Here is a 24,438-nt window from a genome sequence, read left to right on the forward strand (position 1 = left end):
CATTATTGCATATTTTGTCGCCGGGGCGAGACGCGTCAGGAAGTGCGCGCTGATTTATTCGGCCAGAAAATGGTAATCACCCCGCCCACAATCAGCACCACGCCCAGCAGCCCGCGCCATGAGAACGGCTCATGCCAGCCGGGTAGCCAAATGGCGGCCAGCCACACCACCATATAGCTCAGACTCAGTAACGCATACGCCTTCGCCAGCGGCAGGCGCTTCAACGCGAAGAACCAGCAGGCCATCGACGCCACATAGCCCAGCAGCCCCAACAGCAGCGCCAGCGTTCCATCGCCGAAGTGCAGCAGATGCAGCACCAGAACCCACGGTTGTTCCGCTGACGGCAGCGTGGTCATCGCCGTACGCAGCGTCAGCTGCGCAGCGCTCACCAGCGCAACGCTCATTAATGCCCATAACAGACCCATCAGACGCTGCTCCCCAATAGCATGATGCCCATAATAATCAGCACCACGCCCGCCCAGTGGCGACGGCTTACCGGTTCACGCCAAATGATTCGCGCCGCCAGCGTCACCCACACAAAGTTCAGGCTCAGCATCGGATAGGCCACGCTGACCGGGATCTGCTGCAATACCAGTAGCCACAGCAGCATTCCCAGCCCGAGCAGCGCCAGCGCCAGCCCAAGCCAGGTGAGCAGGTGACGACCACGCCGCCCTCGTGGGGCGGGACGCGTCGCCTGTTTTTGGCACAGCTGCCCGGCGCAGCTCAATAGGCTGGCGAGCAGCAAGCAGGCCCAAACAATCATTGCGGGCGATACTGAATAAAGACGGTGCGGTCCATCATGTACACCTCATCTGGTTTTGGCAGCGGCAGATCCGCCAACTTCACGTTGCGCGACAGTAGCAGCACCAATGAGATTGGGCCTTCCTGACGGTGTGCCGCCAGCCACTGCGGGAAATCATCGCTTGAGAGATAGCGGTCTTTGGCGTCAGGATATGAAAGGCCATATTTCAGCTCCCCCTGCTGACCATACAGCATCACATCGCTGCGCTTAAGCTCCCACGCCAGCCCTGCGGCCACCCCGACGCTGTTGCTCAGCACGTAGCGGCTCGGTGCCAGCGACTCGTTCACTATGTCGACCAGGAACTGCGGCTGCTTGCTGTCGGTTACGCGGTCAGGAATCGCAAAACCCACCAGCAGCGCCAGCCCCAACGGACAGAGCGCAGCCAGCGTCCAGCGCTGGGTTCCCGGTTTTATCGACAGCCAGCCCATCAGCGCCCAGACAAAGAACGCCACCGCAGCCAGTACGCATTTATACAACTCGATTTGCATCCACACCGGGTGCTTCATCGGCCCCCACGGCGAGACGACCACCACGGCAATCAGGCCCACAACGCCGAAGACGATGTTGATAATACCGTTCACCCGCAGCGCTTTGGTGCCGGTTTTGGCGGCCTCGACCGCATAGCGTGCCATCAGCATCGCCAGCGGCGCAAAGCACGGCAGAATATAGGTTGGCAGCTTGCCTTTGGCGATACTGAAGAACAGGAACGGCATGACAACCCAGCCCAGCAGGTACAGCGCTCCCCCGTGCCCTTCGCGCTCGCGCCAGCCACGTTTGAGCGCTCCCGGCAGTAACGCCAGCCACGGTAAGCTTCCGGCGATCAGGAACGGGATGTAGTACCAGAATGGCGCTTTGTGTTGGGCATCACTCTGGGCGAAACGCTGAATATGCTCCACCCAGAAGAAATAGCGCCAGAAATCACCTTCGTGTTCGGCAATCGCTAGCCCCCACGGCAAGACGGTCAGCACACAAACCAGCACCGACAGCCAGCCCCACATCAGCACTTCCCGCCAGCGTTTTTGGGCAATCACCCACGGCAGAACGCCAATCACCGGCACCGCCAGCGCGAGGAAACCTTTGGTCATCACCCCCATCCCGCAGGCGATACCCAGCAGCACATAACCCCAGAATCGCTGGCCGGTTGTTTCAGCCGACGCCGCCAGCCAAAAGCTGACCATCGCCATGGTCATCCACAGGGTGATCATCGGGTCGAGAACCGCGTAGGTGCCAATCCCGTAAACCAGGAACGCGGTTAAAAAAATCACGCCGGAGAGCAGCGCTACCTTGCGGTCACGCCAGATTTTCCACGCCAGCCAGACTACCAGCAGTGCGGAAACGGTAATGGAGAACACCACGCCAAAGCGCACGGCAAAGTTGTTGTGGCCAAACAGCCACTGTCCGATACTGTTAATCCAGTAACCGGCAATTGGCTTTTCAAAATAGCGTAACCCCAGGAAATGAGGGACGACCCAGTCGCCGGTCGCCAGCATCTCACGGCTGATCTCCGCATAGCGGGTTTCATCCGGCTGCCACAGCAGCCGGAAGTTGAGTGGAACCAGGTAATACAGCACGAACAATGCAACTAACGAAATTCCGTAGCGAAGGGATTTCATACATCGGGGCTCAAAAGTTGTTGGCAACCAAGCCAGCCTTCACGACCGGCAATCTCTCCACGCACCACTTTCCCAACCGGAAGCTGACCAAAGTCATCCGGCAGAAGCTGGCTCAATGGGCAAAAATGAATTTCCTGCTGGGCGGCCAGAGTCAACAAATGGTCGAATTGCTCGGCACAAACGCCGCCTTCAACTTCCGCGTGAATGGTATAAACCGGCGTTCCGCTATCGAGGCGAATTTTTTCCAGCAGCCAGCGGTTAAAGCCATCGGCGCTGACTACGGTTCCCACCGCTTCATCCCAGGTCGGCAGCGTCACGGGGATTTGCACCGTGGCGAGTTCACCGTTGCTCAACTGCGGGCGAAACGGCTGCGTGCCGCGACAATCGCTGTTGTAGTGAAAATCAAACGACTCTTTGGCCTTCACCACCCGCTGATCGGCGCGCCAACCGGCTACCGCAGAACAGGAAACCGGACGCCCAAGAATGGACTCGAGTTCACGCAGACCGCGACCAATTTCCTCCACCAGCGGCTGCTCTTTCCACACGCCGCTCCATTGCTGCCAGCGGTGGTGATCCCAGGCATGCAGCCCGACTTCATGGACCTGCGCCACATTGCGGATAATCTCAGCGTTAGCCGTGCCAATACGACGGCCAGGCCAGGCGGTACCGGCCAGCAGAATATCCCAGCCATACAGCGATGCCGCGCGCGAGCGCAGCATCTTCCACAAGAACTTCGGTTTTACCAGGCGCCACAGATGGCGCCCCATGTTATCCGGCCCGACGCTGAAGAAAAAACTGGCCTGGACGCGATGCTTTTTTAGCACCGCCATCAGCCGGGGAACCCCTTCACGCGTACCGCGAAAGGTATCCACATCAACGCGCAAACCTACTTTTTTCATGATGGTTTTTCGTCCGTCAGTTCCACCGTACGCAGGAAGAAGTCCAGCGTCTCTTCAACCGTCTGCTGCATCTCAACGGTTGGCTGCCAGTCGAGACAGCGTTTCGCGTTGCGGATGCTCGGCTTACGGTGCTCAACGTCCTGATAACCCTTACCATAATAGTCGCTGCTTTCCACTTCGCGGAAACCGGCAAACGGAGGGAAACGGTCGCGCAGAGGGTGGCGCTCGAAGCAATCCAGCAGCATTTCCGCCAGCTCTTTGATGCTCGCTTCGTTGTCCGGATTACCGATGTTGATAATCTGCCCGTCGCAACGGCCATCTTTGTTTTCGATAACGCGGAACAGCGCTTCGATACCGTCGCTGATGTCGGTGAAGCAACGCTTCTGTTTACCGCCTTCAATCAGCTTAATCGGTGAGCCTTCAACCAGGTTCAGAATCAACTGGGTGATGGCGCGTGAACTACCGATACGCGCGGCGTTCAGGTTATCAAGACGTGGCCCCATCCAGTTAAACGGACGGAACAGCGTAAACTTGAGGCCGGTTTTGTCACCGTAGGCCCAAATTACGCGGTCAAGCAGCTGCTTGGACACTGAGTAGATCCAGCGCTGCTTGTTGATAGGCCCCACCACCAGGTTCGAGGTATCTTCATCGAAATTGGCGTCGGTACACATACCGTACACTTCCGAAGTCGACGGGAAGATGATGCGTTTGTTGTACTTCACGCAGTCGCGAATAATCTTCAGGTTCTCTTCGAAATCCAGCTCGAACACGCGCAGCGGGTTGCGGGTGTATTCAATTGGCGTGGCGATCGCCACCAGCGGCAGTACCACGTCGCATTTCTTAATGTGATATTCGATCCACTCGGAGTGAATGCTGATATCCCCTTCAACAAAGTGGAAGCGCGGGCAGTCGAGGAAACGGCTGATGGCATCGGAGCCAATATCCAGACCGTAGATTTCGTAGTTATCATCCTGCAACAGGCGTTCGGTCAGGTGATTACCGATAAAGCCGTTAACCCCCAGAATCAGCACGCGGGTACGGCGTTTTACGGCAGTAAACGGACGGCTGGAGAGCAGCGCGCCGGCGACCAGGCCCAGCGCCGGTGCCAGCTGTGCGCCCTGCATGTAGACGCCGTTGGCGCTCTGGCCGGTGACGATTTCCAGCGCGCCTTCACCACAAGCGACAACCAGCGGCGCAACGGAAAGTACGGTGCCCGGTTTCACTGCCGGCAGATCGGTACGTACGCGGGATTTCCAGACGATAAATTTGCTGGTCCCCACAAAGCCAAACGCGCCCGGCCACGGATCGCTCACCGCGCGAACCATGTTGTGCAGCGTCTGCGCCGGTTTTTCCCACTCCAGACGGCCATCTTCCGGAGTACGGCGGCCCACATAGGTGGCCTGAGAATCATCCTGCGCACGCTCCTGTGCCTGACCGCTGCGGATTTTCGGCAGCGCATCGCCCAGTAGCATCTGGGAGGCAGAACAGAGTTTACGGTGGAGCGACAGCGCCACATCAGAGTCAGCAATCGCCACGGACTGCTGGGCAACGATATCGCCCGCGTCGGCGCGAGAAGTCATGCGATGCAAAGTCACACCGGTTTCATTCTCGCCGTTAACCAGCACCCAGTTCAGCGGCGCACGGCCACGGTATTTCGGCAGCAGCGAACCGTGCAGGTTGAATGCGCCTTTCGGGGCCAGCTTGAGGATCTCATCGCTCAGCAGATTGCGGTAATAGAAAGAGAAAATGACTTCTGGAGACATCGCACGAATGCGGTCAACCCACAGCGGGTGGTTAACATCTTCAGGGGCATAGACAGTAATGCCCTGTTCAGCCGCCAGACGGGCAACGGAGCCGAAGAAATTATTCTCACCGGCGTTATCCGGGTGCGTGAAGATAGCCTCAATGTCGTATCCGGCGTCCAGCAGTGCCTGAATACCAGTGCAACCCATGTCGTGATAGGCAAATACAACAGCTTTCATTACTGATTTTCCTCTTCAGACACCAGGCTTTCCTGGCGTACAACTCGTTGAATAAAGTAGCGGGGACGGGCGCGCACATCGTTGTAGATACGGCCGATATATTCCCCAAGCAGCCCCATACCGATGAACTGGGCGCCGATGAACATGAACAAAATGGCAAAGAGCATGAACACGCCGTCGCCCGCCCATTCCGCACCGAGCACCAGACGCAGTACCACCAGCAGAATCGAGAAGGCAAAACCGAGGGCGGCGATAATGCTGCCGACCACGCTCAACAGACGCAGCGGTGTGGTGGTCAAACAGGTCACCAGGTCGTACATCAGGTTAATCAGGCGCATAAAGCTGTATTTCGAGTCGCCGAACTCGCGCTCGGCGTGGTGCACCGGGATCTCCACGGCGCGGCGGGCAAAGGTATTTGCCAGAATCGGAATAAAGGTGCTGCGTTCATGGCAGTTGAGCATCGCGTCAATAATGTGGCGACGATAAGCGCGCAGCATGCAGCCGTAATCGCCCATCGCTTTACCGGTGGTCCGCTGGATCAGGCGGTTAATCATCTTCGATGCGGTCTTACGGAATACGCTGTCCTGGCGGTTTTGTCGTACGGTGCCGACCACGTCATAGCCTTCGTTCGCCTTCTCAACCAGGCGCGGAATTTCTTCCGGCGGGTTTTGCAGGTCGGCATCAAGGGTGATAATCAAATCACCGGTCACGTGGCTGAACCCGGCCATAATCGCCGAATGCTGACCATAGTTACGGTTGAGCAGCACCGCGACCACATGGCTGTCCGGGGCTTCGGCGGCGGCAACCAGCATCTGCGCCGAGTCATCAACGCTGCCGTCGTCAACCAGCAGAATTTCATATTCGCAATCCAACAGGGCACAGGCTTCGTCGGTACGACGAATCAACTCCGGCAGGCTCTCCTGCTCGTTGTACACCGGGATCACCACGGAAACTTTTTTAACTTTCGGGTATTCAAACATTTCAACGTCCTGCGAGCTGATGGAGCGCCGTAATCACGCGGGTGGCATCGTCATCGGTCATATCCGGGAACAAGGGGATCGAGCAGATACGCGCGCTGTTCCATTCGGTATTCGGCAGCGACAGGTCAGGAAAACGCTCGCGGTAATATTTTTGTGTATGCGCTGCGCGGAAATGCAGCCCGGTGCCGATGCCTTTCGCCTTCAGCTGTTCCATCAATGCATCGCGGCTGATACCACAGCGTTGCTCGTCTACGCGGATAATGAACAGATGCCAGGCGTGTAGATGCGACCAGGCCGGAACGGCCAGCGGCTGGAAAGGCGTGTCGGCCAACTCTTTGGTATAGCGCGTTGCTATCTCGCTACGGCGCTGATTGGCCAGCCCGAGTTTCCCCAGTTGCACCAACGCCAGCGCGGCATTGATATCCGCCAGGTTGTACTTAAAGCCCGGGCTGATAACTTCCGCCTGCGGAGCGCGGCCAAGAGTCTGACGGTCATAGGCATCCACGCCCAGGCCGTGGAACTTCAGGCTACGAATACGGTTCGCCAGTTGCTCATCGTCGGTAACAATCAACCCGCCTTCAGCACAGGTCATGTTCTTGATAGCGTGGAAGGAGAAAATCGCCGTCCCTTGCCAGCCAACGTGACGATTTTTGTAGTAGGTGCCAGCGGCGTGCGCGGCATCTTCAATCAACGGAATACCGTGGCGGTCGGCGACGACGCGAATGCCATCGATATCAGCAGGTGCGCCGGCATAGTGCACCGGGATAATCGCTTTAGTCCGCGGCGTAATGGCGGCTTCAACGGCCTCCGGGGTGATCATCAGATTGTCGGGATCGACGTCGATCATCACCGGCGTAGCCCCCAGCAGAACGATCATATTGAGGGTGGAGACCCAGGTTTGGGACGGGGTAATCACTTCATCGCCGGGGCCAATGCCCATCGCCATCAGCGTTACGTGCATCCCACCGGTAGCGGAGCTGACAGCGATAGAAAAACGGTTCCCCGTTAAGGCGCAGAACGCCTCTTCCAGCGCCTGATTTTTTGGCCCGGTGGTGATCCAACCGGATTGCAGCACCTCTTTGAGCGCCGCGAACTCCGCCTCGCCCATGGAGGGGCGGGAAAACGGCAGAAAATCACTCATGAATGTTCCTTACCCTATTACCTAAAATGAGCACGCCTGAACAGTGAATAAAACCCAACGACAGTTGTTTTGTTAAAATCAGGAATGAATAGACATGATATTTAAACCGGCAACATTCGATTGCGGTAAAAGTAACAGTGTTATCTTAGGATAAGATTAAGAAAGGTGGGCGGGTTGAGACAATAAATGAGAAATAAACGAAATTAATTGTTTATCAATTAATTACGTCAGCTTAATAATGAAAATAAAGCGCCCAGCTTACATGCTAACTGAGCGCGAAATCACATTATTCAACGCCATCTAAACAAGAATTTTATTTAGTGACTAAATTAACCTTCGTTGCATATTAGTGTAATAAATAATGCATATAGATGAACTTAACAATTAACGTAAATTAGCAGAAAAATCTTTTGGTAATTCACTCGCCGGGCAGTTAATTACGCTATCGTTATTGGCACCACAGTCGCGAACAAAGGTGATTGTGGCAAATTCATCAATCACTTCCGTTGGATAAGCGGGCCCCGCATCACGATAAGCGTTCATCAGCGGGATGTGGTCATTCTGGAAGCACACCGTTTTTTCTGGATTATTCATCACCCAGCGCGGGAAGAAGATCGTGCCGTGGAACAGTTTATCGCCCAGATTCACAATCAGGCTTACGTCGGTACCGGTCGGCTCAGTCCAGGAAATTTTGTAGATGCTTTCGCCAACGCGCACAATGTACGCCTGCTGATCTTTCACCCACCGATTCGCCACAATGCCGCTGTGAATACGGTAATCCAGAGTACTGCCGTTTTTAACGTAAATTTCGTAGTTCCAGCCATTATCGTAGGTATAGACCAAATGTTTGCCAACGAAACCGCTCAAATCATGTTTATCAAAGTTGCTCATAATGAAATCTCCTTGTGTCGATGCAGAGATCTTATTGCTTTAAAAAGCGAATGAATAACGCTATGTTTTAATGAAATTCATCTAATTATTAAATCAATTATGCATAGAACGACGCTGGAACAATGGGCTTTACTGGAGAACGTGGTCGAGCTAGGTAGCTTTGCCAAAGCCGCAGAGCAGACCAACCGTAGCCAGTCGTCGGTGAGCTATAACCTGGCGCTGTTACAAGAACGGCTGGGAGTGGCGCTGCTGGTCGCAGAAGGTCGGCGGGCGGTATTAACACCAGCGGGCGAACTGCTGCTGGGCCAAGTAAAACCGCTGCTGAAAGCCTTTACCCGGGTTGAAAGCCGCGCCGCCACGCTGCGCGAGGGGATGCGTACCCGGCTGGATCTGGTGGTCGACAGTATTTTCCCTCGCCAACGGCTGTTCGCCATACTGCGTCAGTTTCAGCAGCGCTACCCGCAAACCCAGGTGCGGCTGACCGAAGTGCTGGAAAACGCCAGTGGCAATGATGTTGCGCAGAGCGAGGCGGATGTGATGGTGTTGACGCGTCGTCAGGACATCACCGGACGCGGCGAATGGTTGATGAATATCGATTTTGTTGCCGTGGCCCATCGCGCTCACCCTTTATTCAATCAGCCAGAACCCCTCAACGATGAGCTGCTGCGCCCGTGGCCGCTGATTCGTATCGCCGACAGCGACCGGCAGGCGGGCCGCGATGCATGGACCTTCTCCACCATTGATGCCGCTATCGATGCGGTGATGTATCAGGTCGGTTACGGCTGGCTGCCGGAGGAGAGAATTGCGGAGGAGCTAGCCCAAGGGACGTTAAAACTTTTGCCGCTGAGTCACGGGATCAGGCGCGCCACGCCGCTGCATCTGATCGTCAAACAGGATTTGGCCCCGCTCGACGAACAGGTGGAAATGCTGCTGGCGCTGTTTAGCCAGCAGGAGAGATAAGGCGGTTATTCAGCCAGCGCCTGCGCGCAGGCCCAGGCGCTCGACCACGCCCACTGGAAGTTGTAGCCACCCAGCCAGCCGGTCACGTCCATCACTTCGCCAATAAAATACAGGCCCGGTGCTTTCTTCGCTTCCATCGTGCGCGAGGAAAGCTCGTTGGTATCAACGCCGCCGAGGGTCACTTCCGCCGTACGGTAGCCTTCGGTGCCGTTTGGCTGAACGCGCCAATTTGTCAGCGTCTCTACCAGCGTTTGCTGCTCACGCACGTTGAGCTGCTTTAGCGTCACGTCGGGGATCTGCCCAAGCTGTTGCAAGCATTCCACCAAACGTTTTGGCAGCTGCATCGCCAGGGTATTCTTCAGACTCTGATTAGGGTGTTCGGCCCGCTGCACATCGAGGAAGTCGGCGAGATCAACATCTGGCAGCAGGTTAATGCTGACAAACTCGCCCGCCTGCCAATAGCTGGAGATTTGCAGGACTGCCGGACCAGAAAGCCCGCGGTGGGTGAAAAGCAGACTTTCGCGGAATAGCGTGCCGTCCTGAGCGGTAATCGTCGATGGAACGGAGACGCCAGAAAGTACCTGGAATTGTTCCAGCATCGGTTTGTGCAGCGTAAATGGCACCAGCCCTGCGCGAGTTGGCAGCACCTTCAGACCAAACTGCTCTGCAATTTTATAACCGAATGGTGAAGCACCCAGACCCGGCATCGACAGGCCGCCGCTGGCAATAACCAGTTTATCCGCCGCCACCGCGTCGCCGTTAAGCTGCAGGGTATAGCCCGTTTCATCCTGAGTGACGCTAAGAATTTCGCTGCGCAGGCGGGTGGTCACGTTGCCTTTTTCACACTCGGCGACCAGCATTGCGACAATCTGCTCGGCAGAGTCATCGCAGAACAATTGCCCCAGCGTCTTTTCATGCCAGGCAATGCCGTGCTTACCAACCATGTCGATAAAGTCCCACTGGGTGTAACGCGCGAGCGCAGATTTGCAAAAATGCGGGTTTTGGCTGAGATAGGCCGCGGGTTCGACATAAAGGTTAGTGAAATTGCAACGACCACCGCCGGACATAAGGATTTTACGCCCCGGTTTTTTACCGTTATCCAGCAGCAAAACGCGACGCCCCGCCTGCCCGACCATGGCTGCACAAAACATTCCTGCCGCTCCGGCACCCACTACAATGGCATCAAACCTTTCCACGCACTATCCTCAACATAGGTATTGTCGGGAAGTGTAAATTTTTCATGGATGTCATACCAGTGAAATATCCACAAACCCGACTTATCTGATTGATACAATAGAAATAATTATTTGCATTCACTGACAAGGCGCAGATAATTATCAAAAAAAATAGAGATTTCACTTTGCCCGCGCTGCCAAAGTCCCTGATAATGCCGCGCGTTCATGTCCTCAAAATGGCGTAACGTCCTATGTTACATTTGTTCGCTGGCCTGGATTTACATACCGGGCTGTTGTTAGTTTTGGCACTTGTGTTTGTTCTTTTCTATGAAGCCATTAACGGCTTCCATGATACGGCTAACGCGGTTGCCACCGTGATTTATACTCGTGCCATGCGCTCGCAGCTTGCGGTTGCAATGGCAGCAATCTTTAACTTCCTCGGCGTTCTATTGGGCGGTCTGAGTGTAGCCTATGCGATTGTGCATATGTTGCCGACGGATCTTCTGCTCAATATGGGCTCCGCGCACGGCCTCGCCATGGTCTTTTCCATGCTGCTGGCTGCTATCATCTGGAACCTCGGCACCTGGTACTTCGGTCTGCCTGCGTCCAGTTCCCACACGCTGATCGGCGCTATCATCGGTATTGGTTTAACCAATGCGCTGATGACCGGCACGTCAGTGGTTGATGCCCTCAACATCCCGAAAGTGATTAACATTTTCGCGTCGTTGATCATCTCGCCAATCGTGGGTCTGGTTGTCGCTGGCGGCCTGATTTTCCTGCTGCGTCGTTACTGGAGCGGTACCAAAAAACGCGCCCGTATCCACCTGACTCCTGCTGAACGTGAAAAGAAAGACGGTAAGAAAAAACCGCCATTCTGGACCCGTATTGCTCTGATTCTCTCGGCGATTGGCGTGGCATTCTCCCACGGCGCTAACGACGGTCAGAAAGGCATTGGTCTGGTTATGCTAGTGCTGATTGGCGTTGCCCCGGCTGGTTTCGTGGTCAATATGAATGCTTCCGGTTACGAAATTACCCGTACCCGTGATGCAATCAACAACGTTGAAACCTTCTTCCAGCAGCGCCCTGAGCTGCTGCAGAAAGTGGCCAACAACGCTGAGCAATTGACCCCAGAAGCGGCGGCGGCGGTGGAATTCCACTGTCACCCGGCGAATACCATCAACGCGCTCGACCGCACGAAAGCAATGCTGGCCAACATCGAAAGCTACGATAAGCTCTCCGTTGAACAGCGTGGCCAGCTGCGCCGCATTATGCTTTGTATCTCCGATACCACCGATAAAGTGGCGAAGATGCCGGAAGTGAATGCCGACGATCAGCGTCTGCTGAAAAAGCTGAAAACCGACATGCTGAGCACCATTGAGTACGCTCCAATCTGGATTATCATGGCCGTCGCTCTGGCGTTGGGCGTGGGTACGATGATCGGCTGGCGTCGCGTGGCAACCACTATCGGTGAGAAAATCGGTAAGAAAGGCATGACCTACGCACAGGGTATGGCGGCGCAGATGACCTCTGCTGTCTCCATCGGTCTGGCGAGCTATACCGGGATGCCGGTATCAACAACCCACGTACTGTCGTCCTCCGTGGCGGGTACCATGGTGGTTGACGGCGGTGGTCTGCAAAGAAAAACCGTGACCAACATCCTGATGGCCTGGATCTTCACCTTACCGGCATCAATTTTGCTGTCTGGTGTGCTGTACTGGCTGTCTCTGAAGCTTATCTAAGCGTCAGAAACAAAGAGAAACGGGTCAGGAAACTGGCCCGTTTTTTTTGCTTAGTGCCAAATCATCAGGCCAATCAAGCTAATCACCACCAGCCCACACAGGGAACTGGTCAAAATGAACTGCCGACGCACCCGCTCGCAGCGACGGATAAACTCGTCGTCGTGATGATCGCGGTAGCGCTGTCCGTAAATGTACCAGACCAGGCGCACCTGCTTGCCAGGCTGGCCGTGGGAGGTAAAGAAACCACCGCCATCAACGTACTGATAGAGCAAGGGATCGCAACCACGTAGTACAACCAATAACGCACGCAATGATGAAAAGTAACGTGCCATATTTACAACACAAACGATACACAGGGCCCAAAACAGCGCAATCGTGCTGATCATAACGCCTCCCCGGCGACCAGTTCCCAAAGACATCTCCAGGAACATACCGCTTCCCCATATCCAACCATCGGCTCAGTATAAGAGTGAGATACCGATCACGTTTAAATATTCGATCGGCTCATTTAATAGTGTAGGAGATCCGTTAAATTTTTTACCACAAGGTTAATCGTTATCAATACGTAGAACAGAAAAATTTGTTTAACTAATTGGTGAACCGGATGCATTGACGGCGCCTGAAGGCCAAGATAAGGTAGAAATATCTACTACAATTAGGTCTTTAATGGCTACCCCGCGCATGTTGCACGCAGGACGCGGGCAAGGGACAGCGTATGGGCTGTCTGGTCCAACAGTCATCGACAACTTTATGGAAGGAGTAACACCATGGCTTACAAACACATTCTCATTGCCGTCGACCTTTCACCAGAAAGCAAAGTGCTGGTCGAGAAAGCGGTATCTATGGCTCGCCCTTACAATGCCAAAGTCTCTCTGATTCACGTTGATGTGAACTATTCAGACCTGTACACCGGTCTTATCGACGTTAATCTGGGCGATATGCAAAAACGTATCTCTGAAGAAACCCACCACGCATTGAGCGAGCTGTCCACTGGCGCTGGCTATCCAATCACCGAAACCCTGAGCGGCAGCGGCGACCTGGGTCAGGTCTTGGTTGATGCCATTAAGAAATACGATATGGATCTGGTTGTTTGCGGTCATCACCAGGATTTCTGGAGCAAACTGATGTCGTCTGCACGTCAGCTGATCAACACCGTCCACGTCGATATGCTGATTGTTCCGCTGCGCGACGACGAAGAAGAATAAGTCCCGTCGAGCATCGAGAAACGCCTGCTGATGCAGGCGTTTTTATTTCTCACCCTTGCTTACGTCCGGCAATCCATTCCTGCACTTCCACCACAAAGGTGTCCGGTGCTTTGCGGTACATTTTGCGCGCCAGATCGAGAATCGTATGTTGGCCCAGCGCCTCTTCCATTCGCTGCTGCGCCATATCCATCACCGAACGCACGCCGCAAATCCCTTCGCAGGCCCACTCCGGCGGCTGCTCATCAAAAACCGCTAAACGCTGACGAATCTCACGACATTCAAAAATACGCTTATCGCCATCAATCGCATTCGCCACGTCCAGCACCGTAATGTGCTCGGCAGGTTTCGCCAGCTGGAATCCGCCGCCCTTGCCTTCGATACTGCGCACCAGCCCGGCCTTAGAGAGACGGGTGAAAATCTTGGCCAGATAGTCGTAGGGCACGCTTTGCAGCTCGGCGATTTCACGCACGCTCATATCGCGGGCATCACCTTTGCTGTCTACCATACACATCAGGCTATGAATGCCGTACTCAACCCCAGAACTGTAGAATGCCATGCTCTTATCTCAGCCAAAATTAATCTGAGTTAATTGTATCTTTTTCAGCTTAAAGATTCCAGATGGTCAACATCACGCCCGGAAAGATAAAAATATAATTAGTTAAATATCAATAAAATAACCACATAATGCCCGGCTAATTTGTTATTAAATGTGGATCCGCATTGCAATTCTTAACTACGACCAATAAAATCCGAGTAAATAAATCGTAGTCACCAGTGAGAAAAACCCAATGCGTAAACAAATTCTGATCGTCGGCGCTGGCTTTGCCGGTATGTGGGCAGCCCTGAGCGCCGCTCGTCTGGCGGAGCTAAATAAGCAATCCATTGATATTACGGTGATTGCGCCACAGCCCGAGCTGCGCGTGCGTCCACGTTTCTATGAAAGCGCCGTTCAGACGCTGGTTGCTCCGCTGCAGCCGCTGTTCGACGTGACCGGCGTTAACTTCCTGCGCGGCACCGTTGAGCAAATTCTTCCCGCCTCCAAAGAGGTGAGCTGGAAAGATGACAACGGTGAAATCCGCCTGCGTCGCTATGACCGTCTGGTTCTGGCCAGCGGCAGCCACGTCAACCGCGGTATGGTCGCGGGAGCCGCAGAACACGCCTTCGATCTTGACCAGTTGGAAAGCGCCAGCGTACTGGAGCAACACCTGCAAGGTCTGGCCCAGCAGCCGGAAAGCGATGCGCGTAATACCGTCGTCGTCTGCGGCGGTGGCTTCACCGGCATTGAAATGGCGCTGGAGCTGCCGGGCCGTCTGCGCGAAATTCTGGGTCACGATGCTAAGACCAGAGTGGTCGTAGTTGAACGCGGTGCCCAGCCGGGTGGTCGCTGGAGCAAAGAACTGCGCGACGTGATTATCGAAGCGTCTGCCGAGCTGGGCGTTGAGTGGCTGGTGAATACCGAAGTTGAAAGCGTTGATGCCTCCGGCGTAACGCTCAAAGACGGTCAGGTTATCACCTCACAGACGGTTATCTGGACGGTTGGCGTTCAGGCGAGCAGCCTGACATCGCAGATTGACGCACCGCGCGACCGCCAGGGGCGTCTGCACGTGGACAGCAATCTTCAGGTGCTGGGCCATGACGATATCTTTGCCACCGGCGACGTGGCCTACGCGGCCACCGATGACAAAGGCAACCATGCGCTGATGACCTGTCAGCATGCGATTTTGCTGGGTAAATTTGCCGGTAACAATGCGGCGGCGAGCCTGCTGGAGGTCGAGCCTCTGCCGTATCGTCAGGAGATGTACGTCACCTGTCTGGATCTGGGCGCATGGGGTGCGGTGTACTCTGAAGGCTGGGATCAGCAGGTTAAACTGACCCGCGAAGAAGCGAAAAAGCTGAAGGTGTCGATTGTCAGCGAGCTGATTTACCCGCCGAAAGCGGAAAGAAAGGCTGCGTTTGACATGGCGGATCCGTACGCACCGTTTGTTTAAGTGATAAGAGGCAATAGCTCTTGCTGTTGCCCTCACCCCAGCCCTCTCCCACAGGGAGAGGGCGCATAACGAACCCAGCCCACAGCCAGTTCTGAACGATCCCCTCTCCCCTGTGGGGAGAGGGTTAGGGTGAGGGGAAACTACTCTGCCGTCCCGGCATAAATATCAAAGCGATGTCCTTTGGTCACCACCGCATTCGGCGTGGCCACGTCTGCCAGCGGCGGGGCGTAATCCGGGCGTTTCACCACCACCCGTTTGGTCGCCAACAATCGCGCTGGCTCCAATAACCCATCGGCATCTAAATCCGGCCCCACCAGCGACTGAAACACGCGCATCTCTTTCTTCACCAGCGCGCTTTTCTGCTTATGCGGGAACATCGGGTCGAGATACACCACCTGCGGGCGCGGCGTGATATCGGTTAACGCCGTCAGGCTGGACGCGTGGATAAGCTGTAAGCGCTCCTGCAACCAGCCGCCGATTTCCGGGTCGGCATAACCGCGCGCCAGACCATCGTCGAGCAGCGCCGCCACAACCGGGTTACGTTCCAGCATCCGTACGCGGCAACCCACCGAGGCCAGAACGAACGCATCGCGCCCCAGTCCTGCCGTCGCATCCACCACATCCGGCAGATAGTCACCTTTGACGCCTACGGCTTTCGCCACCGCTTCGCCGCGACCGCCGCCAAATTTACGCCGGTGCGCCATCGCTCCGCCGACAAAATCGACAAAGATTCCGCCAAGCTTCGGCTCATCGCGTTTACGTAGTTCCAGATGTTCTGGCGTCATCACCAGCGCCATCAGGTTGTCATCGTCGTGCTCCAGCCCCCAGCGGGCGGCAAGAACAGATAAGGCGCCGTCTCCGGCGCCCGTTTCATCCATTAAGCAGATTTTCACGCGAATAATCAGCCTTTAATCCCGTAATGCGCCAGCATCGCGTCGAGCTGAGGTTCACGGCCACGGAAGCGTTTGAACAGCGCCATTGGCTCTTCAGAACCGCCGCGGGTCAGGATGTTATCGAGGAACGACTGGCCGGTTTCGCGGTTGAAGATGCCTTCCTCTTCAAAGCGGGAGAAGGCGTCAGCTGCCAGCACGTCGGCCCACAGATAGCTGTAGTAACCCGCCGCGTAGCCACCGGCAAAGATGTGGCTGAAGGCGTGCGGGAAGCGGCCCCAGCTTGGGCCTGGCACCACGGCAACCTGCTTTTTAATCTCGGCCAGCGTCTCGAGAATTTTCGCCCCTTGCTGCGGGCTAAATTCAGCGTGCAGGCGGAAATCGAACAGGCCAAACTCCAGCTGACGCAGAATGAACAGCGCGGCCTGGTAGTTCTTCGCCGCCAGCATTTTATCCAGCAGTTCTTTTGGCAGCGGCTCGCCGGTTTCATAGTGGCCGGAGATAAACGCCAGCGCTTCCGGCTCCCAGCACCAGTTTTCCATAAACTGGCTCGGCAGCTCGACGGCATCCCACGGTACCCCGCTAATGCCGGACACGCCTGCGGTTTCAATACGGGTCAGCATATGGTGCAGACCGTGACCAAATTCGTGGAACAGGGTGATCACTTCGTCGTGGGTGAACAGCGCGGGTTTGCCGCTGACCGGACGGTTGAAGTTACAGGTCAGGTAGGCAACCGGTTTTTGCAGCGTGCCATCCAGCTTGCGCATCTGCCCCACGCAGTCATCCATCCACGCCCCGCCGCGTTTGTGTTCGCGCGCGTACAGGTCAAGGTAGAAGCTGCCACGCAGTTCGTTGTGGTCATCGTACAGCTCGAAGAAGCGCACTTCCGGGTTCCAGACGTCCACGTCGGTACGCTCTTTGGCGGTGATACCGTAAATGCGTTTTACCACCTCAAACAGGCCGTTAACGGCTTTGTTTTCCGGGAAGTATGGGCGCAGCTGCTCATCGCTGATGCTGTACAGATGCTGTTTCTGTTTTTCGCTGTAGTAGGCGATATCCCACGGCTGCAGGTCATCGACGCCAAATTCAGCTTTAGCAAAGGCACGCAACTGGGCCAGCTCTTTTTCACCCTGCGGACGGGCGCGTTTTGCTAAGTCAGTCAGGAAGTCGAGCACCTGCTGCGGGTTCTCGGCCATTTTGGTGGCCAGCGATTTAAAGGCGTAGCTTTCAAAGCCCAGCAGCTGTGCCAGCTCGTGGCGCAGCGCGAGGATCTCTGCCATCACCGGGCTATTGTCCCATTTACCGGCGTTCGGCCCCTGATCGGAAGCACGAGTCGAATAAGCGCGATACAGCTCTTCACGCAGCGCCTGATTGTCGCAGTAGGTCATCACCGGCAGGTAGCTTGGGATATCCAGCGTCAGCAGGAAACCTTCCTGCTCTTTGGCTTCGGCCTGGGCTTTCGCCGCGGCCAGCGCGCTTTCCGGAATGCCAGCCAGCTCGGACTCATCGGTCACCAGCTTGGTCCAGCCCATGGTCGCGTCGAGCACGTTGTTGCTGTAGAGGTTGCCAAGTTCAGACAGGCGGGTAGCGATTTCGCCATAGCGCTGCTGTTTCTCTTTCGGCAGACCAATACCGGACAGTTCAAAATCACGCAGTGCGTTATCCACCGCTTTCTTCTGCGCCACGCTCAGCGTCGCGTAGTTATCGCCATCGCGCAGGTCGCGGTAGGCTTTGTACAGCCCTTCATGCTGCCCAACCCAGGTGCTGTACTCAGACAGCAGCGGCAGCGTCTGCTCATAGGCTTCACGCAGCTCCGGGCTGTTTTTAACCGAGTTCAGGTGGCTAATCGGCGAGAAAATACGCCCCAGCACATCGTCCACTTCCGCCAGCGGCTGGCAGAGGTTTTCCCAGCTATACGGCGCCCCTTGCGCGACGACACGTTCCACATTTTCACGGCAGTCGTTCAGCGCCTTGGTGACGGCAGGAACAACGTGCTCTGGCTGAATCTGGGAAAACGGCGGCAGCTCGAAGGGGGTCAGTAATGGATTGGTCATATGCGCAGTCCTGGTCTAAGAAAGAAATGAAGCGCTCAACGGCGCTTTAGCGATAGATCTAGAATGGGGGATAGTTAGGGGAATTTCAATGATAGTGGCGACTCATTTCACCCACGTTGTAGAACAGACCGACCGCCGCGATAGCCAGCAAAATCAGCGATGAAAGCCGTTCAAGACGACGGTGATGCCGTCCGGGCAGCCACTGCGTCACTGCCAGAATGTACAGCGACAGCACCAGCACATCAAAAACCGTCCACACCAGCGATAGCGTCACCATGCTGAGGGCAAAATTATCGGTGACGGCGATAAACTGGGGGAAGAAGGCGACGAAAAACAGAATATCTTTCGGGTTGGCAATCCCGGTCAGAAAACCTTTGATGACGCCGCCACGATGGTTCACCGTCTCACAAGACTGGGCCTGACTCACCAGCCCGCTCAGCGCGCTCCAGCCAATGTATAGCGACCCAGCAATGCCCAGTAGGGAAAGGTAAACCGGGGCGATCGCAACCACGCCCAGCAGCATCAACATCGCCAGCAGCATCAGCACCAGCGAGGCAGAGTTGGTGCCCACCAGCGTGGCGAATGCGCGGCGTCGGCCATCGCGCGCAGCGGTGGCGGTGATCAACGCCACCACCGGGCCAGGGGTAGCCAGCAGCAGTAAAACGGCCAGTATATAGGCCGTCAGCAGGGGAAAATTCATCCAGAAAATCCTTAAACCAGAGTGAGCAATGCCCGTCATTATTGAGTGGACGCCGCGCGTTGAAAAACGTAAAAAACTGCGCTTCAATGTGAGTCAAACTCAACATAGACAATCCTCATGCCCTTACCGCCGCTGTATGCCCTGCGCGCCTTTGAAGCCGCCGCCCGCTTAGGCTCATTCAGTAAAGCCGCCGAATTACTCAACGTCACGCCCGGTGCCGTGAGCCGTCATATCCGCACGCTGGAGCAGTGGTTTGATTGCGAGCTTTTCAGCCGCCGCGGGCCGCGGGTGGAGATTTCCGCCACCGGCCGCGTTCTCGCCGCCCAGCTTGGCGAAGGTTTTCACAGCCTGGAGCTGGCCTGCGAGGCGTTTGCCCGCCGTCGCCGGGAGCTGCGCCTAAAAGCCCCCTCCACGCTCACCCTACGCTGGCTATTGGCGGCGTTAAAGAACCACCCGACGCCGCCGGTTGAACTGGCGAGCGTCTGGATGGATACCGATAGCGTGGACTTTAAGCGTGAACCTTACGATTGTGCGATTTTGCTCGGCAACGGGCATTTTGGCCCGGACACCGAGAGCCGCCTGCTGTTTGAGGAGTGGCTGGTGCCAATCTGTGCGCCAACGCTCGTCGCTAAAGCGCGGAACGATATCGCGGGCTGTGAACTGATTCATCCCTCCTCCGACCGACGGGACTGGCGGCGCTGGCTCAAGCGAACGCAGCAGCACGACGCCCTCAATACCGCGCACGGAAAAGTGTTCGATACCCTTGAGCATGGCTATCTGGCGGCCATCGGCGGCCACGGCGTGTCGGTTGGGGATTTATTGCTAAGCCTGGAAGCCATTGAGAGTGGGCTGCTGGCGCTGCCGTTTCACGAGGCGGTGGCGACAGGCGACGGCTACTGGCTGGTGTGGCCGAAAGGGACACCCCATGCACCGGCCATCGATGCGCTGTATCAGGGGTTAAAACAGGCGATACCGCAGCCGGTACCGCCCTCGCTCAACTATCTACGCTAGATTAATGCGCTTTTTTCGCCATCTGATAAGCGGCTGGCAGGTTCACACGCTGCCAGAACTGCTGATCGACCGTCGCCCCGGAGAGCGGATAGCCCGCCGGGAGCGCGGTTTTCACCATCAACGCGCGGCGCTGGGCGGCAGACAGGTTTGGTAGTGCGGCTTCGAGCAGCACTTCCGCCCCATCCGGTACATTCAGGACCTGCTTTTCACCTTTTTGCTGCGGCAAATCGTAGGTCATGGTGAAGCGATAGAAATCCCGCATCGCCGGGTCGCGATACGGGTCATCTTTGCCCGCCGTTTTCGCACATTCGGCAAGCGTTGTACCGCACTCTTTTTCCAGCGCCGTGCGCAGCTGATCGCGCGCTTCATTAAACAGCGCGCGGTATTTTGCATCGTTCAGGTAGTGGGCTACATTGCGCTCTGCCACCATGCGAGAGCCCATCACATCCAGCGGATAGTGCACGCCAAGCACAATACGCGAATAACCGTAGCGTGCACCGCGGGTGACCAGCGCATCGAATCGCTCGGGGATCATCTGCGCCATCAGCAGCGCGTCGGTATAGCCGGTATTGGTGTGGCCGCTAGGGAACGAGCCCGCATCCGCGCTGTAAGGGTGGTTATCTTTCACCACCACGTCATCCGGCACCAGGTGAATGGTATTCCCCTGGATAAGGAACGGACGCGGGTTGTTGAAGTGTTTTTTCGCCGCCCCGGTGCTGATCTCTGAAGCTTTAATCAGCGCCGCCGCTTTGCTCAATTCGCCTTTGTCGTAGGCGGCGATAAACGCTTTGCCCAGACGCGGCCCCATCGCATCGCTGAGGAAATAGAGATAGTTAATGCCTTCGGCATCGGCCAGCGCCTGATGACGCGTGCTCTGGCTGGCATCGCGGTTAATGTCGGTGACCGTCGCCAGGTTCTGCTTCACCACCGCTTCCGGCAGCGTGCTGAAAGAAGAGAGCAATTCGATTCCGGCCTGCTGATTGGCTTTAGCCTGGAAATCATAGCCGCTGGCTTTCAGCCAGGCTTTGTCGGCCTGCGTTTTATTCTGTTTAGCCTTCTCCAGCTGGTCGCGCGTGAGGCTGGCAGCAGTGCCTTTTAGCGCCGCACGCAGCGCGGTGAGCGACTGGGCTTCCAGCGCATCAAATGCCGGGCGCTCCGCCGTCGGCGTGACGCTGTTGGCGATTGCCGCCGCCTGAGACACCGAAACGTCTTTTGCCAGTACCGGCAGCGCCAGCACCAGCGCCGATGCCAATAACGTGATTTGCAGTTTCATTATTTTTCCTTTTATTCAAACAATTACCTTGCCTGCCGTTGACGCTAATCCTGCTGCTTGACGTTTTTATGACACCGTCATGTTTTGCAACATAAATGCCACAATGGAAACGTCGTCGCGGTACAGCGGTAATCTGTACGGATCTGCGGTAAACTGTCGGTTATCTTGTTTAATTCCCGGAATCTCTGCATCCATGCTCAGTTATCGCCACAGCTTTCACGCTGGCAACCACGCCGACGTCCTAAAACATACCGTTCAGAGTCTGATAATTGAATCACTCAAAGAGAAAGAAAAACCATTTCTTTATCTGGACACCCACGCCGGTGCAGGCCGCTATCAGCTGAGCGGTGAGCACGCCGAGCGCACCGGGGAATACCTCGAAGGCATCTCGCGTATCTGGCAGCAAGACGATCTGCCGGAAGAGCTCAAGCCGTATATCTCCGTGCTGGAGCACTTCAACCGTAGCGGCCAGCTGCGCTACTACCCAGGCTCACCGCTGATTGCCCGCCAGCTGCTGCGCGAGCAGGACAGCCTGCAGATGACCGAACTGCACCCAAGCGATTTCCCGCTGCTGCGCTCGGAGTTCCAGAAAGACAATCGCGCACGCGTGGAAAAAGCCGATGGCTACCAGCAGCTTAAATCCAAACTGCCACCGGCTTCTCGTCGCGGCCTGATCCTTATCGATCCGCCGTACGAAATTAAAAGCGACTATCAGGCGGTAGTTGCCGGTATTCACGAAGGCTACAAACGTTTTGCCACCGGCACCTACGCGCTGTGGTATCCCGTGGTACTGCGCGCGCAGATCAAGCGCATGATTAAAGATCTTGAAGCCACCGGCATTCGTAAAATTCTACAGATCGAACTGGCGGTTCGTCCCGACAGCGATCAGCGCGGCATGACCGCTTCCGGGATGATTGTTATCAACCCGCCGTGGAAGCTGGAAGCCCAGATGAACAACGTTCTGCCGTGGCTGCACAGCAAGCTGGTACCGACCGGCATCGGCCATACGCTGGTCAACTGGATTGTGCCGGAGTAATCACAGACATCGGTGGAACCTATTAATTTCAGGTATACAATCGTGAGTATTTTGACGGTGGGCACGACGCCCACCCGTCCGACATTGAACGTTTGAGGAGCGGCCATGACCAAACATTACGACTACATCGCCATCGGCGGCGGCAGCGGCGGTATCGCCTCGATTAACCGTGCAGCCATGTACGGCCAGAAGTGTGCGTTGATTGAAGCCAAAGACCTGGGCGGCACCTGCGTCAACGTCGGTTGCGTACCGAAGAAAGTGATGTGGCATGCCGCGCAAATTCGCGAAGCCATCCACCTGTATGGCCCGGATTACGGTTTTGACGCCACCATCAATAACTTCGATTGGGACCGTCTTATCGCCAGCCGTACCGCCTACATCGACCGTATTCATACCTCCTACGACAACGTACTGGGTAAGAACAAGGTCGACGTAATTAAAGGTTTTGCCCGCTTCGTCGATGCGAAAACCATTGAAGTGAACGGTGAAACGATCACTGCCGATCACATTCTGATCGCCACCGGCGGCCGCCCTAGTCACCCGAACATTCCGGGCGTCGAGTTCGGTATCGACTCCAACGGTTTCTTCGAACTGCCCGCGCTGCCAAAACGCGTTGCGGTGGTCGGCGCAGGCTACATTGCCGTTGAGCTGGCCGGCGTGATTAATGGCCTGGGCGCAGAGACTCACCTGTTCGTGCGTAAACACGCGCCGCTGCGTACCTTTGATCCGCTGATCGTCGAGACGCTGGTCGAAGTGATGAACGCTGAAGGCCCGCAGCTGCACACCAACGCCATTCCAAAAGCCGTGGTGAAGAATGCCGATGGCAGCCTGACCCTGGAGCTGGAAGATGGCCGCAGCCAGACCGTCGATTGCCTGATCTGGGCGATTGGTCGTGAACCGGCGACCGATGATTTCAATCTGTCGGTAACGGGCGTGAAAACCAACGATAAAGGCTATATCGTGGTGGATAAGTTCCAGAACACTAACGTGTCCGGAATTTATGCGGTGGGCGATAACACCGGTGCCGTTGAACTGACGCCGGTCGCGGTGGCCGCAGGCCGTCGCCTGTCCGAACGTCTGTTTAACAACAAACCGGACGAGCATCTGGACTACAGCAATATTCCGACCGTGGTCTTCAGCCACCCGCCAATCGGTACCGTCGGTTTAACCGAGCCGCAGGCGCGTGAGCAGTACGGCGACGACGCCGTGAAGGTGTATAAATCCTCCTTCACCGCCATGTATACCGCCGTGACCTCGCACCGTCAGCCGTGCCGTATGAAGCTGGTTTGCGTCGGCCCGGAAGAGAAAATTGTTGGCATTCACGGTATCGGCTTCGGGATGGATGAAATGCTGCAGGGCTTCGCCGTGGCGCTGAAAATGGGCGCGACTAAGAAAGACTTCGACAACACCGTCGCCATTCACCCAACGGCGTCAGAAGAATTCGTCACCATGCGTTAATTCAGCGCGACGCGGTGAGACAAAAAAGCCAGACCTGAGTCTGGCTTTTTTATATCGGCTATCTGCCGGCGAGGGTTATCAGAAGCGCCAACTCAAGCCGGTTAACAGAGTAAAGCTATCGTCTCTATCGACCATCGGACTGTTTTTGACCTCGTCCGGCAACACGCTGTAGGACGCGTTCGCCAGCAGCACCAGGTTTCGGGTGAGCGGATATTTCAGCGTTAATCCTGCGTACGGCATCCAGCTGCTGCCCGGCGACCAGTGTGCCAAACCGCTGCGCTGGGACTCCGCGCCCGACACGCCGTAGTAGTAACGGTTAAAGCTCGCGTCGTAGTAATAAACCCCCAGCGCAGGCGTAATCGACAGCTTGCCAACGGGCAGCACGCGGAAATAGGAAAACTCACCGACCCAACCGTTGCTGTTATCCAGAACATCCGCCGCCGCCGACAGCTTCAGGCTGCCCCATTTTTCATGGTGATACCACGCGGCGCCGGCCATCGCCGTGCTCTCACGCTTATCCAGCATCTTCATATCGCGGTCATCGTTTTCCGATGGGTCAAACGTCAGCGGCATCCACGAAGCCGTCAGGCTCAGTTCATCGCGTTTATCTTTAAATAAAGCAGGTAATGACTCCAACTTAT

23 protein-coding genes are annotated in these 24,438 nt (G+C 56.0%); 7 read left to right on the forward strand and 16 right to left on the reverse strand.

Going from position 1 to position 24,438, the window contains the following annotated elements; all coding sequences use genetic code 11:
* Window positions 1-35: 35 nt before the first annotated feature.
* From arnF to LZ634_RS09680, 8 genes are all read right to left on the reverse strand, one after another.
* Window positions 36-425 carry a 4-amino-4-deoxy-L-arabinose-phosphoundecaprenol flippase subunit ArnF gene (gene arnF / locus LZ634_RS09645; protein WP_234504415.1) on the reverse strand — a complete coding sequence of 130 codons (390 nt, stop codon included), beginning with the start codon at window positions 423-425 and terminating at the stop codon, window positions 36-38.
* Window positions 425-763 carry a 4-amino-4-deoxy-L-arabinose-phosphoundecaprenol flippase subunit ArnE gene (gene arnE, locus LZ634_RS09650; RefSeq protein ID WP_234504417.1) on the reverse strand — a complete coding sequence of 113 codons (339 nt, stop codon included), beginning with the start codon at window positions 761-763 and terminating at the stop codon, window positions 425-427. Before arnE ends, arnF begins: the two co-directional genes overlap by 1 nt.
* Complete coding sequence (gene arnT, locus LZ634_RS09655) at window positions 760-2,415, reverse strand: lipid IV(A) 4-amino-4-deoxy-L-arabinosyltransferase (RefSeq protein ID WP_234504419.1); 1,656 nt, start codon at window positions 2,413-2,415, stop codon at window positions 760-762. Before arnT ends, arnE begins: the two co-directional genes overlap by 4 nt.
* Window positions 2,412-3,314: a 4-deoxy-4-formamido-L-arabinose-phosphoundecaprenol deformylase gene (gene arnD, locus LZ634_RS09660; RefSeq protein WP_234504421.1), complete on the reverse strand. Its 903-nt coding sequence runs from the start codon at window positions 3,312-3,314 to the stop codon at window positions 2,412-2,414. The genes arnT and arnD overlap by 4 nt, the downstream gene beginning before the upstream one ends.
* Window positions 3,311-5,296 carry a bifunctional UDP-4-amino-4-deoxy-L-arabinose formyltransferase/UDP-glucuronic acid oxidase ArnA gene (arnA, locus tag LZ634_RS09665; protein ID WP_234504424.1) on the reverse strand — a complete coding sequence of 662 codons (1,986 nt, stop codon included), beginning with the start codon at window positions 5,294-5,296 and terminating at the stop codon, window positions 3,311-3,313. Before arnA ends, arnD begins: the two co-directional genes overlap by 4 nt.
* A complete protein-coding gene (gene arnC / locus LZ634_RS09670; protein ID WP_234504427.1) occupies window positions 5,296-6,276 on the reverse strand; it encodes an undecaprenyl-phosphate 4-deoxy-4-formamido-L-arabinose transferase in 981 nt (326 codons plus the stop codon). Before arnC ends, arnA begins: the two co-directional genes overlap by 1 nt.
* A 1-nt stretch (window position 6,277) precedes the next feature.
* Window positions 6,278-7,417 carry a UDP-4-amino-4-deoxy-L-arabinose aminotransferase gene (gene arnB, locus LZ634_RS09675; protein ID WP_234504430.1) on the reverse strand — a complete coding sequence of 380 codons (1,140 nt, stop codon included), beginning with the start codon at window positions 7,415-7,417 and terminating at the stop codon, window positions 6,278-6,280.
* A gap of 384 nt (window positions 7,418-7,801) precedes the next feature.
* Window positions 7,802-8,311, reverse strand: a complete 510-nt coding sequence (locus LZ634_RS09680) for a phenolic acid decarboxylase (protein ID WP_234504473.1) — start codon at window positions 8,309-8,311, stop codon at window positions 7,802-7,804.
* Window positions 8,312-8,407: 96 nt separating this feature from the next.
* On the opposite strand from LZ634_RS09680, the gene LZ634_RS09685 reads away from it, so the two are divergent.
* Window positions 8,408-9,268 carry a LysR family transcriptional regulator gene (locus LZ634_RS09685; protein ID WP_234504433.1) on the forward strand — a complete coding sequence of 287 codons (861 nt, stop codon included), beginning with the start codon at window positions 8,408-8,410 and terminating at the stop codon, window positions 9,266-9,268.
* A gap of 5 nt (window positions 9,269-9,273) precedes the next feature.
* Here LZ634_RS09685 and LZ634_RS09690 read toward each other — a convergent pair whose 3' ends face one another.
* Entirely contained in the window at window positions 9,274-10,464 is a 1,191-nt protein-coding gene (locus LZ634_RS09690; RefSeq protein WP_234504435.1) for an NAD(P)/FAD-dependent oxidoreductase, read from the reverse strand.
* Window positions 10,465-10,694: 230 nt separating this feature from the next.
* On the opposite strand from LZ634_RS09690, the gene pitA reads away from it, so the two are divergent.
* Window positions 10,695-12,182, forward strand: a complete 1,488-nt coding sequence (gene pitA, locus LZ634_RS09695) for an inorganic phosphate transporter PitA (protein WP_234504437.1) — start codon at window positions 10,695-10,697, stop codon at window positions 12,180-12,182.
* 50 nt (window positions 12,183-12,232) lie between these two features.
* Here pitA and uspB read toward each other — a convergent pair whose 3' ends face one another.
* A complete protein-coding gene (uspB, locus tag LZ634_RS09700; protein ID WP_234504439.1) occupies window positions 12,233-12,568 on the reverse strand; it encodes a universal stress protein UspB in 336 nt (111 codons plus the stop codon).
* Window positions 12,569-12,949: 381 nt separating this feature from the next.
* Between uspB and uspA the strand changes: the two genes are divergently transcribed.
* Window positions 12,950-13,387 carry a universal stress protein UspA gene (gene uspA / locus LZ634_RS09705; protein WP_035894835.1) on the forward strand — a complete coding sequence of 146 codons (438 nt, stop codon included), beginning with the start codon at window positions 12,950-12,952 and terminating at the stop codon, window positions 13,385-13,387.
* Window positions 13,388-13,436: 49 nt separating this feature from the next.
* Here the strand turns inward: uspA and LZ634_RS09710 are convergent, their stop codons facing one another.
* On the reverse strand, window positions 13,437-13,943 hold the full coding sequence (locus LZ634_RS09710) for an RrF2 family transcriptional regulator (RefSeq protein WP_234504441.1): 507 nt from the start codon (window positions 13,941-13,943) through the stop codon (window positions 13,437-13,439).
* Between the two features lie 232 nt (window positions 13,944-14,175).
* On the opposite strand from LZ634_RS09710, the gene LZ634_RS09715 reads away from it, so the two are divergent.
* Window positions 14,176-15,375 carry an NAD(P)/FAD-dependent oxidoreductase gene (locus LZ634_RS09715; RefSeq protein WP_234504443.1) on the forward strand — a complete coding sequence of 400 codons (1,200 nt, stop codon included), beginning with the start codon at window positions 14,176-14,178 and terminating at the stop codon, window positions 15,373-15,375.
* 140 nt (window positions 15,376-15,515) lie between these two features.
* Here the strand turns inward: LZ634_RS09715 and rsmJ are convergent, their stop codons facing one another.
* From rsmJ to LZ634_RS09730, 3 genes are all read right to left on the reverse strand, one after another.
* On the reverse strand, window positions 15,516-16,268 hold the full coding sequence (gene rsmJ, locus LZ634_RS09720; protein WP_234504444.1) for a 16S rRNA (guanine(1516)-N(2))-methyltransferase RsmJ: 753 nt from the start codon (window positions 16,266-16,268) through the stop codon (window positions 15,516-15,518).
* Window positions 16,269-16,276: 8 nt separating this feature from the next.
* Entirely contained in the window at window positions 16,277-18,319 is a 2,043-nt protein-coding gene (gene prlC, locus LZ634_RS09725) for an oligopeptidase A (protein ID WP_234504446.1), read from the reverse strand.
* A gap of 85 nt (window positions 18,320-18,404) precedes the next feature.
* The gene (locus tag LZ634_RS09730; RefSeq protein WP_234504448.1) at window positions 18,405-19,019 is read right to left on the reverse strand and encodes a LysE family translocator; all 615 of its coding nucleotides are present in this window, start codon (window positions 19,017-19,019) and stop codon (window positions 18,405-18,407) included.
* Window positions 19,020-19,136: 117 nt separating this feature from the next.
* Between LZ634_RS09730 and LZ634_RS09735 the strand changes: the two genes are divergently transcribed.
* Window positions 19,137-20,030 carry a LysR family transcriptional regulator gene (locus tag LZ634_RS09735; protein ID WP_234504451.1) on the forward strand — a complete coding sequence of 298 codons (894 nt, stop codon included), beginning with the start codon at window positions 19,137-19,139 and terminating at the stop codon, window positions 20,028-20,030.
* A gap of 1 nt (window position 20,031) precedes the next feature.
* Here the strand turns inward: LZ634_RS09735 and LZ634_RS09740 are convergent, their stop codons facing one another.
* Entirely contained in the window at window positions 20,032-21,303 is a 1,272-nt protein-coding gene (locus tag LZ634_RS09740; protein ID WP_234504454.1) for an acid phosphatase, read from the reverse strand.
* A 193-nt stretch (window positions 21,304-21,496) separates the two neighbouring features.
* Between LZ634_RS09740 and LZ634_RS09745 the strand changes: the two genes are divergently transcribed.
* Together LZ634_RS09745 and gorA are read left to right on the forward strand one after the other, a co-directional pair.
* Window positions 21,497-22,339 (forward strand): 23S rRNA (adenine(2030)-N(6))-methyltransferase RlmJ, encoded by an 843-nt coding sequence (locus tag LZ634_RS09745; RefSeq protein ID WP_061282626.1) that lies wholly within the window; start codon window positions 21,497-21,499, stop codon window positions 22,337-22,339.
* A 105-nt stretch (window positions 22,340-22,444) separates the two neighbouring features.
* Window positions 22,445-23,797, forward strand: coding sequence for a glutathione-disulfide reductase (gene gorA / locus LZ634_RS09750; protein ID WP_234504458.1), 1,353 nt, complete (start codon window positions 22,445-22,447; stop codon window positions 23,795-23,797).
* A 78-nt stretch (window positions 23,798-23,875) separates the two neighbouring features.
* Here the strand turns inward: gorA and LZ634_RS09755 are convergent.
* The coding region (locus LZ634_RS09755) for a MipA/OmpV family protein (RefSeq protein ID WP_234504461.1) at window positions 23,876-24,438 on the reverse strand (563 nt) is incomplete at its 5' end.

Source organism: Kluyvera intermedia (assembly GCF_021440345.1).
In the GTDB taxonomy this organism is placed as follows: Bacteria; Pseudomonadota; Gammaproteobacteria; order Enterobacterales; family Enterobacteriaceae; genus Kluyvera; species Kluyvera intermedia_A.

Excerpts from the sequence above, each read along its gene's own strand:
- prlC (WP_234504446.1), bottom strand. The coding sequence starts at position 18,319 with ATGACCAATCCATTACTGACCCCCTTCGAGCTGCCGCCGTTTTCCCAG.
- pitA (WP_234504437.1), top strand. The coding sequence starts at position 10,695 with ATGTTACATTTGTTCGCTGGCCTGGATTTACATACCGGGCTGTTGTTA.
- LZ634_RS09740 (WP_234504454.1), bottom strand. The coding sequence starts at position 21,303 with ATGAAACTGCAAATCACGTTATTGGCATCGGCGCTGGTGCTGGCGCTG.
- arnA (WP_234504424.1), bottom strand. The coding sequence starts at position 5,296 with ATGAAAGCTGTTGTATTTGCCTATCACGACATGGGTTGCACTGGTATT.
- arnB (WP_234504430.1), bottom strand. The coding sequence starts at position 7,417 with ATGAGTGATTTTCTGCCGTTTTCCCGCCCCTCCATGGGCGAGGCGGAG.
- gorA (WP_234504458.1), top strand. The coding sequence starts at position 22,445 with ATGACCAAACATTACGACTACATCGCCATCGGCGGCGGCAGCGGCGGT.
- arnF (WP_234504415.1), bottom strand. The coding sequence starts at position 425 with ATGGGTCTGTTATGGGCATTAATGAGCGTTGCGCTGGTGAGCGCTGCG.
- arnD (WP_234504421.1), bottom strand. The coding sequence starts at position 3,314 with ATGAAAAAAGTAGGTTTGCGCGTTGATGTGGATACCTTTCGCGGTACG.
- arnE (WP_234504417.1), bottom strand. The coding sequence starts at position 763 with ATGATTGTTTGGGCCTGCTTGCTGCTCGCCAGCCTATTGAGCTGCGCC.
- LZ634_RS09735 (WP_234504451.1), top strand. The coding sequence starts at position 19,137 with ATGCCCTTACCGCCGCTGTATGCCCTGCGCGCCTTTGAAGCCGCCGCC.
- LZ634_RS09730 (WP_234504448.1), bottom strand. The coding sequence starts at position 19,019 with ATGAATTTTCCCCTGCTGACGGCCTATATACTGGCCGTTTTACTGCTG.
- LZ634_RS09715 (WP_234504443.1), top strand. The coding sequence starts at position 14,176 with ATGCGTAAACAAATTCTGATCGTCGGCGCTGGCTTTGCCGGTATGTGG.
- LZ634_RS09710 (WP_234504441.1), bottom strand. The coding sequence starts at position 13,943 with ATGGCATTCTACAGTTCTGGGGTTGAGTACGGCATTCATAGCCTGATG.
- arnT (WP_234504419.1), bottom strand. The coding sequence starts at position 2,415 with ATGAAATCCCTTCGCTACGGAATTTCGTTAGTTGCATTGTTCGTGCTG.
- arnC (WP_234504427.1), bottom strand. The coding sequence starts at position 6,276 with ATGTTTGAATACCCGAAAGTTAAAAAAGTTTCCGTGGTGATCCCGGTG.
- LZ634_RS09685 (WP_234504433.1), top strand. The coding sequence starts at position 8,408 with ATGCATAGAACGACGCTGGAACAATGGGCTTTACTGGAGAACGTGGTC.
- uspA (WP_035894835.1), top strand. The coding sequence starts at position 12,950 with ATGGCTTACAAACACATTCTCATTGCCGTCGACCTTTCACCAGAAAGC.
- LZ634_RS09745 (WP_061282626.1), top strand. The coding sequence starts at position 21,497 with ATGCTCAGTTATCGCCACAGCTTTCACGCTGGCAACCACGCCGACGTC.
- uspB (WP_234504439.1), bottom strand. The coding sequence starts at position 12,568 with ATGATCAGCACGATTGCGCTGTTTTGGGCCCTGTGTATCGTTTGTGTT.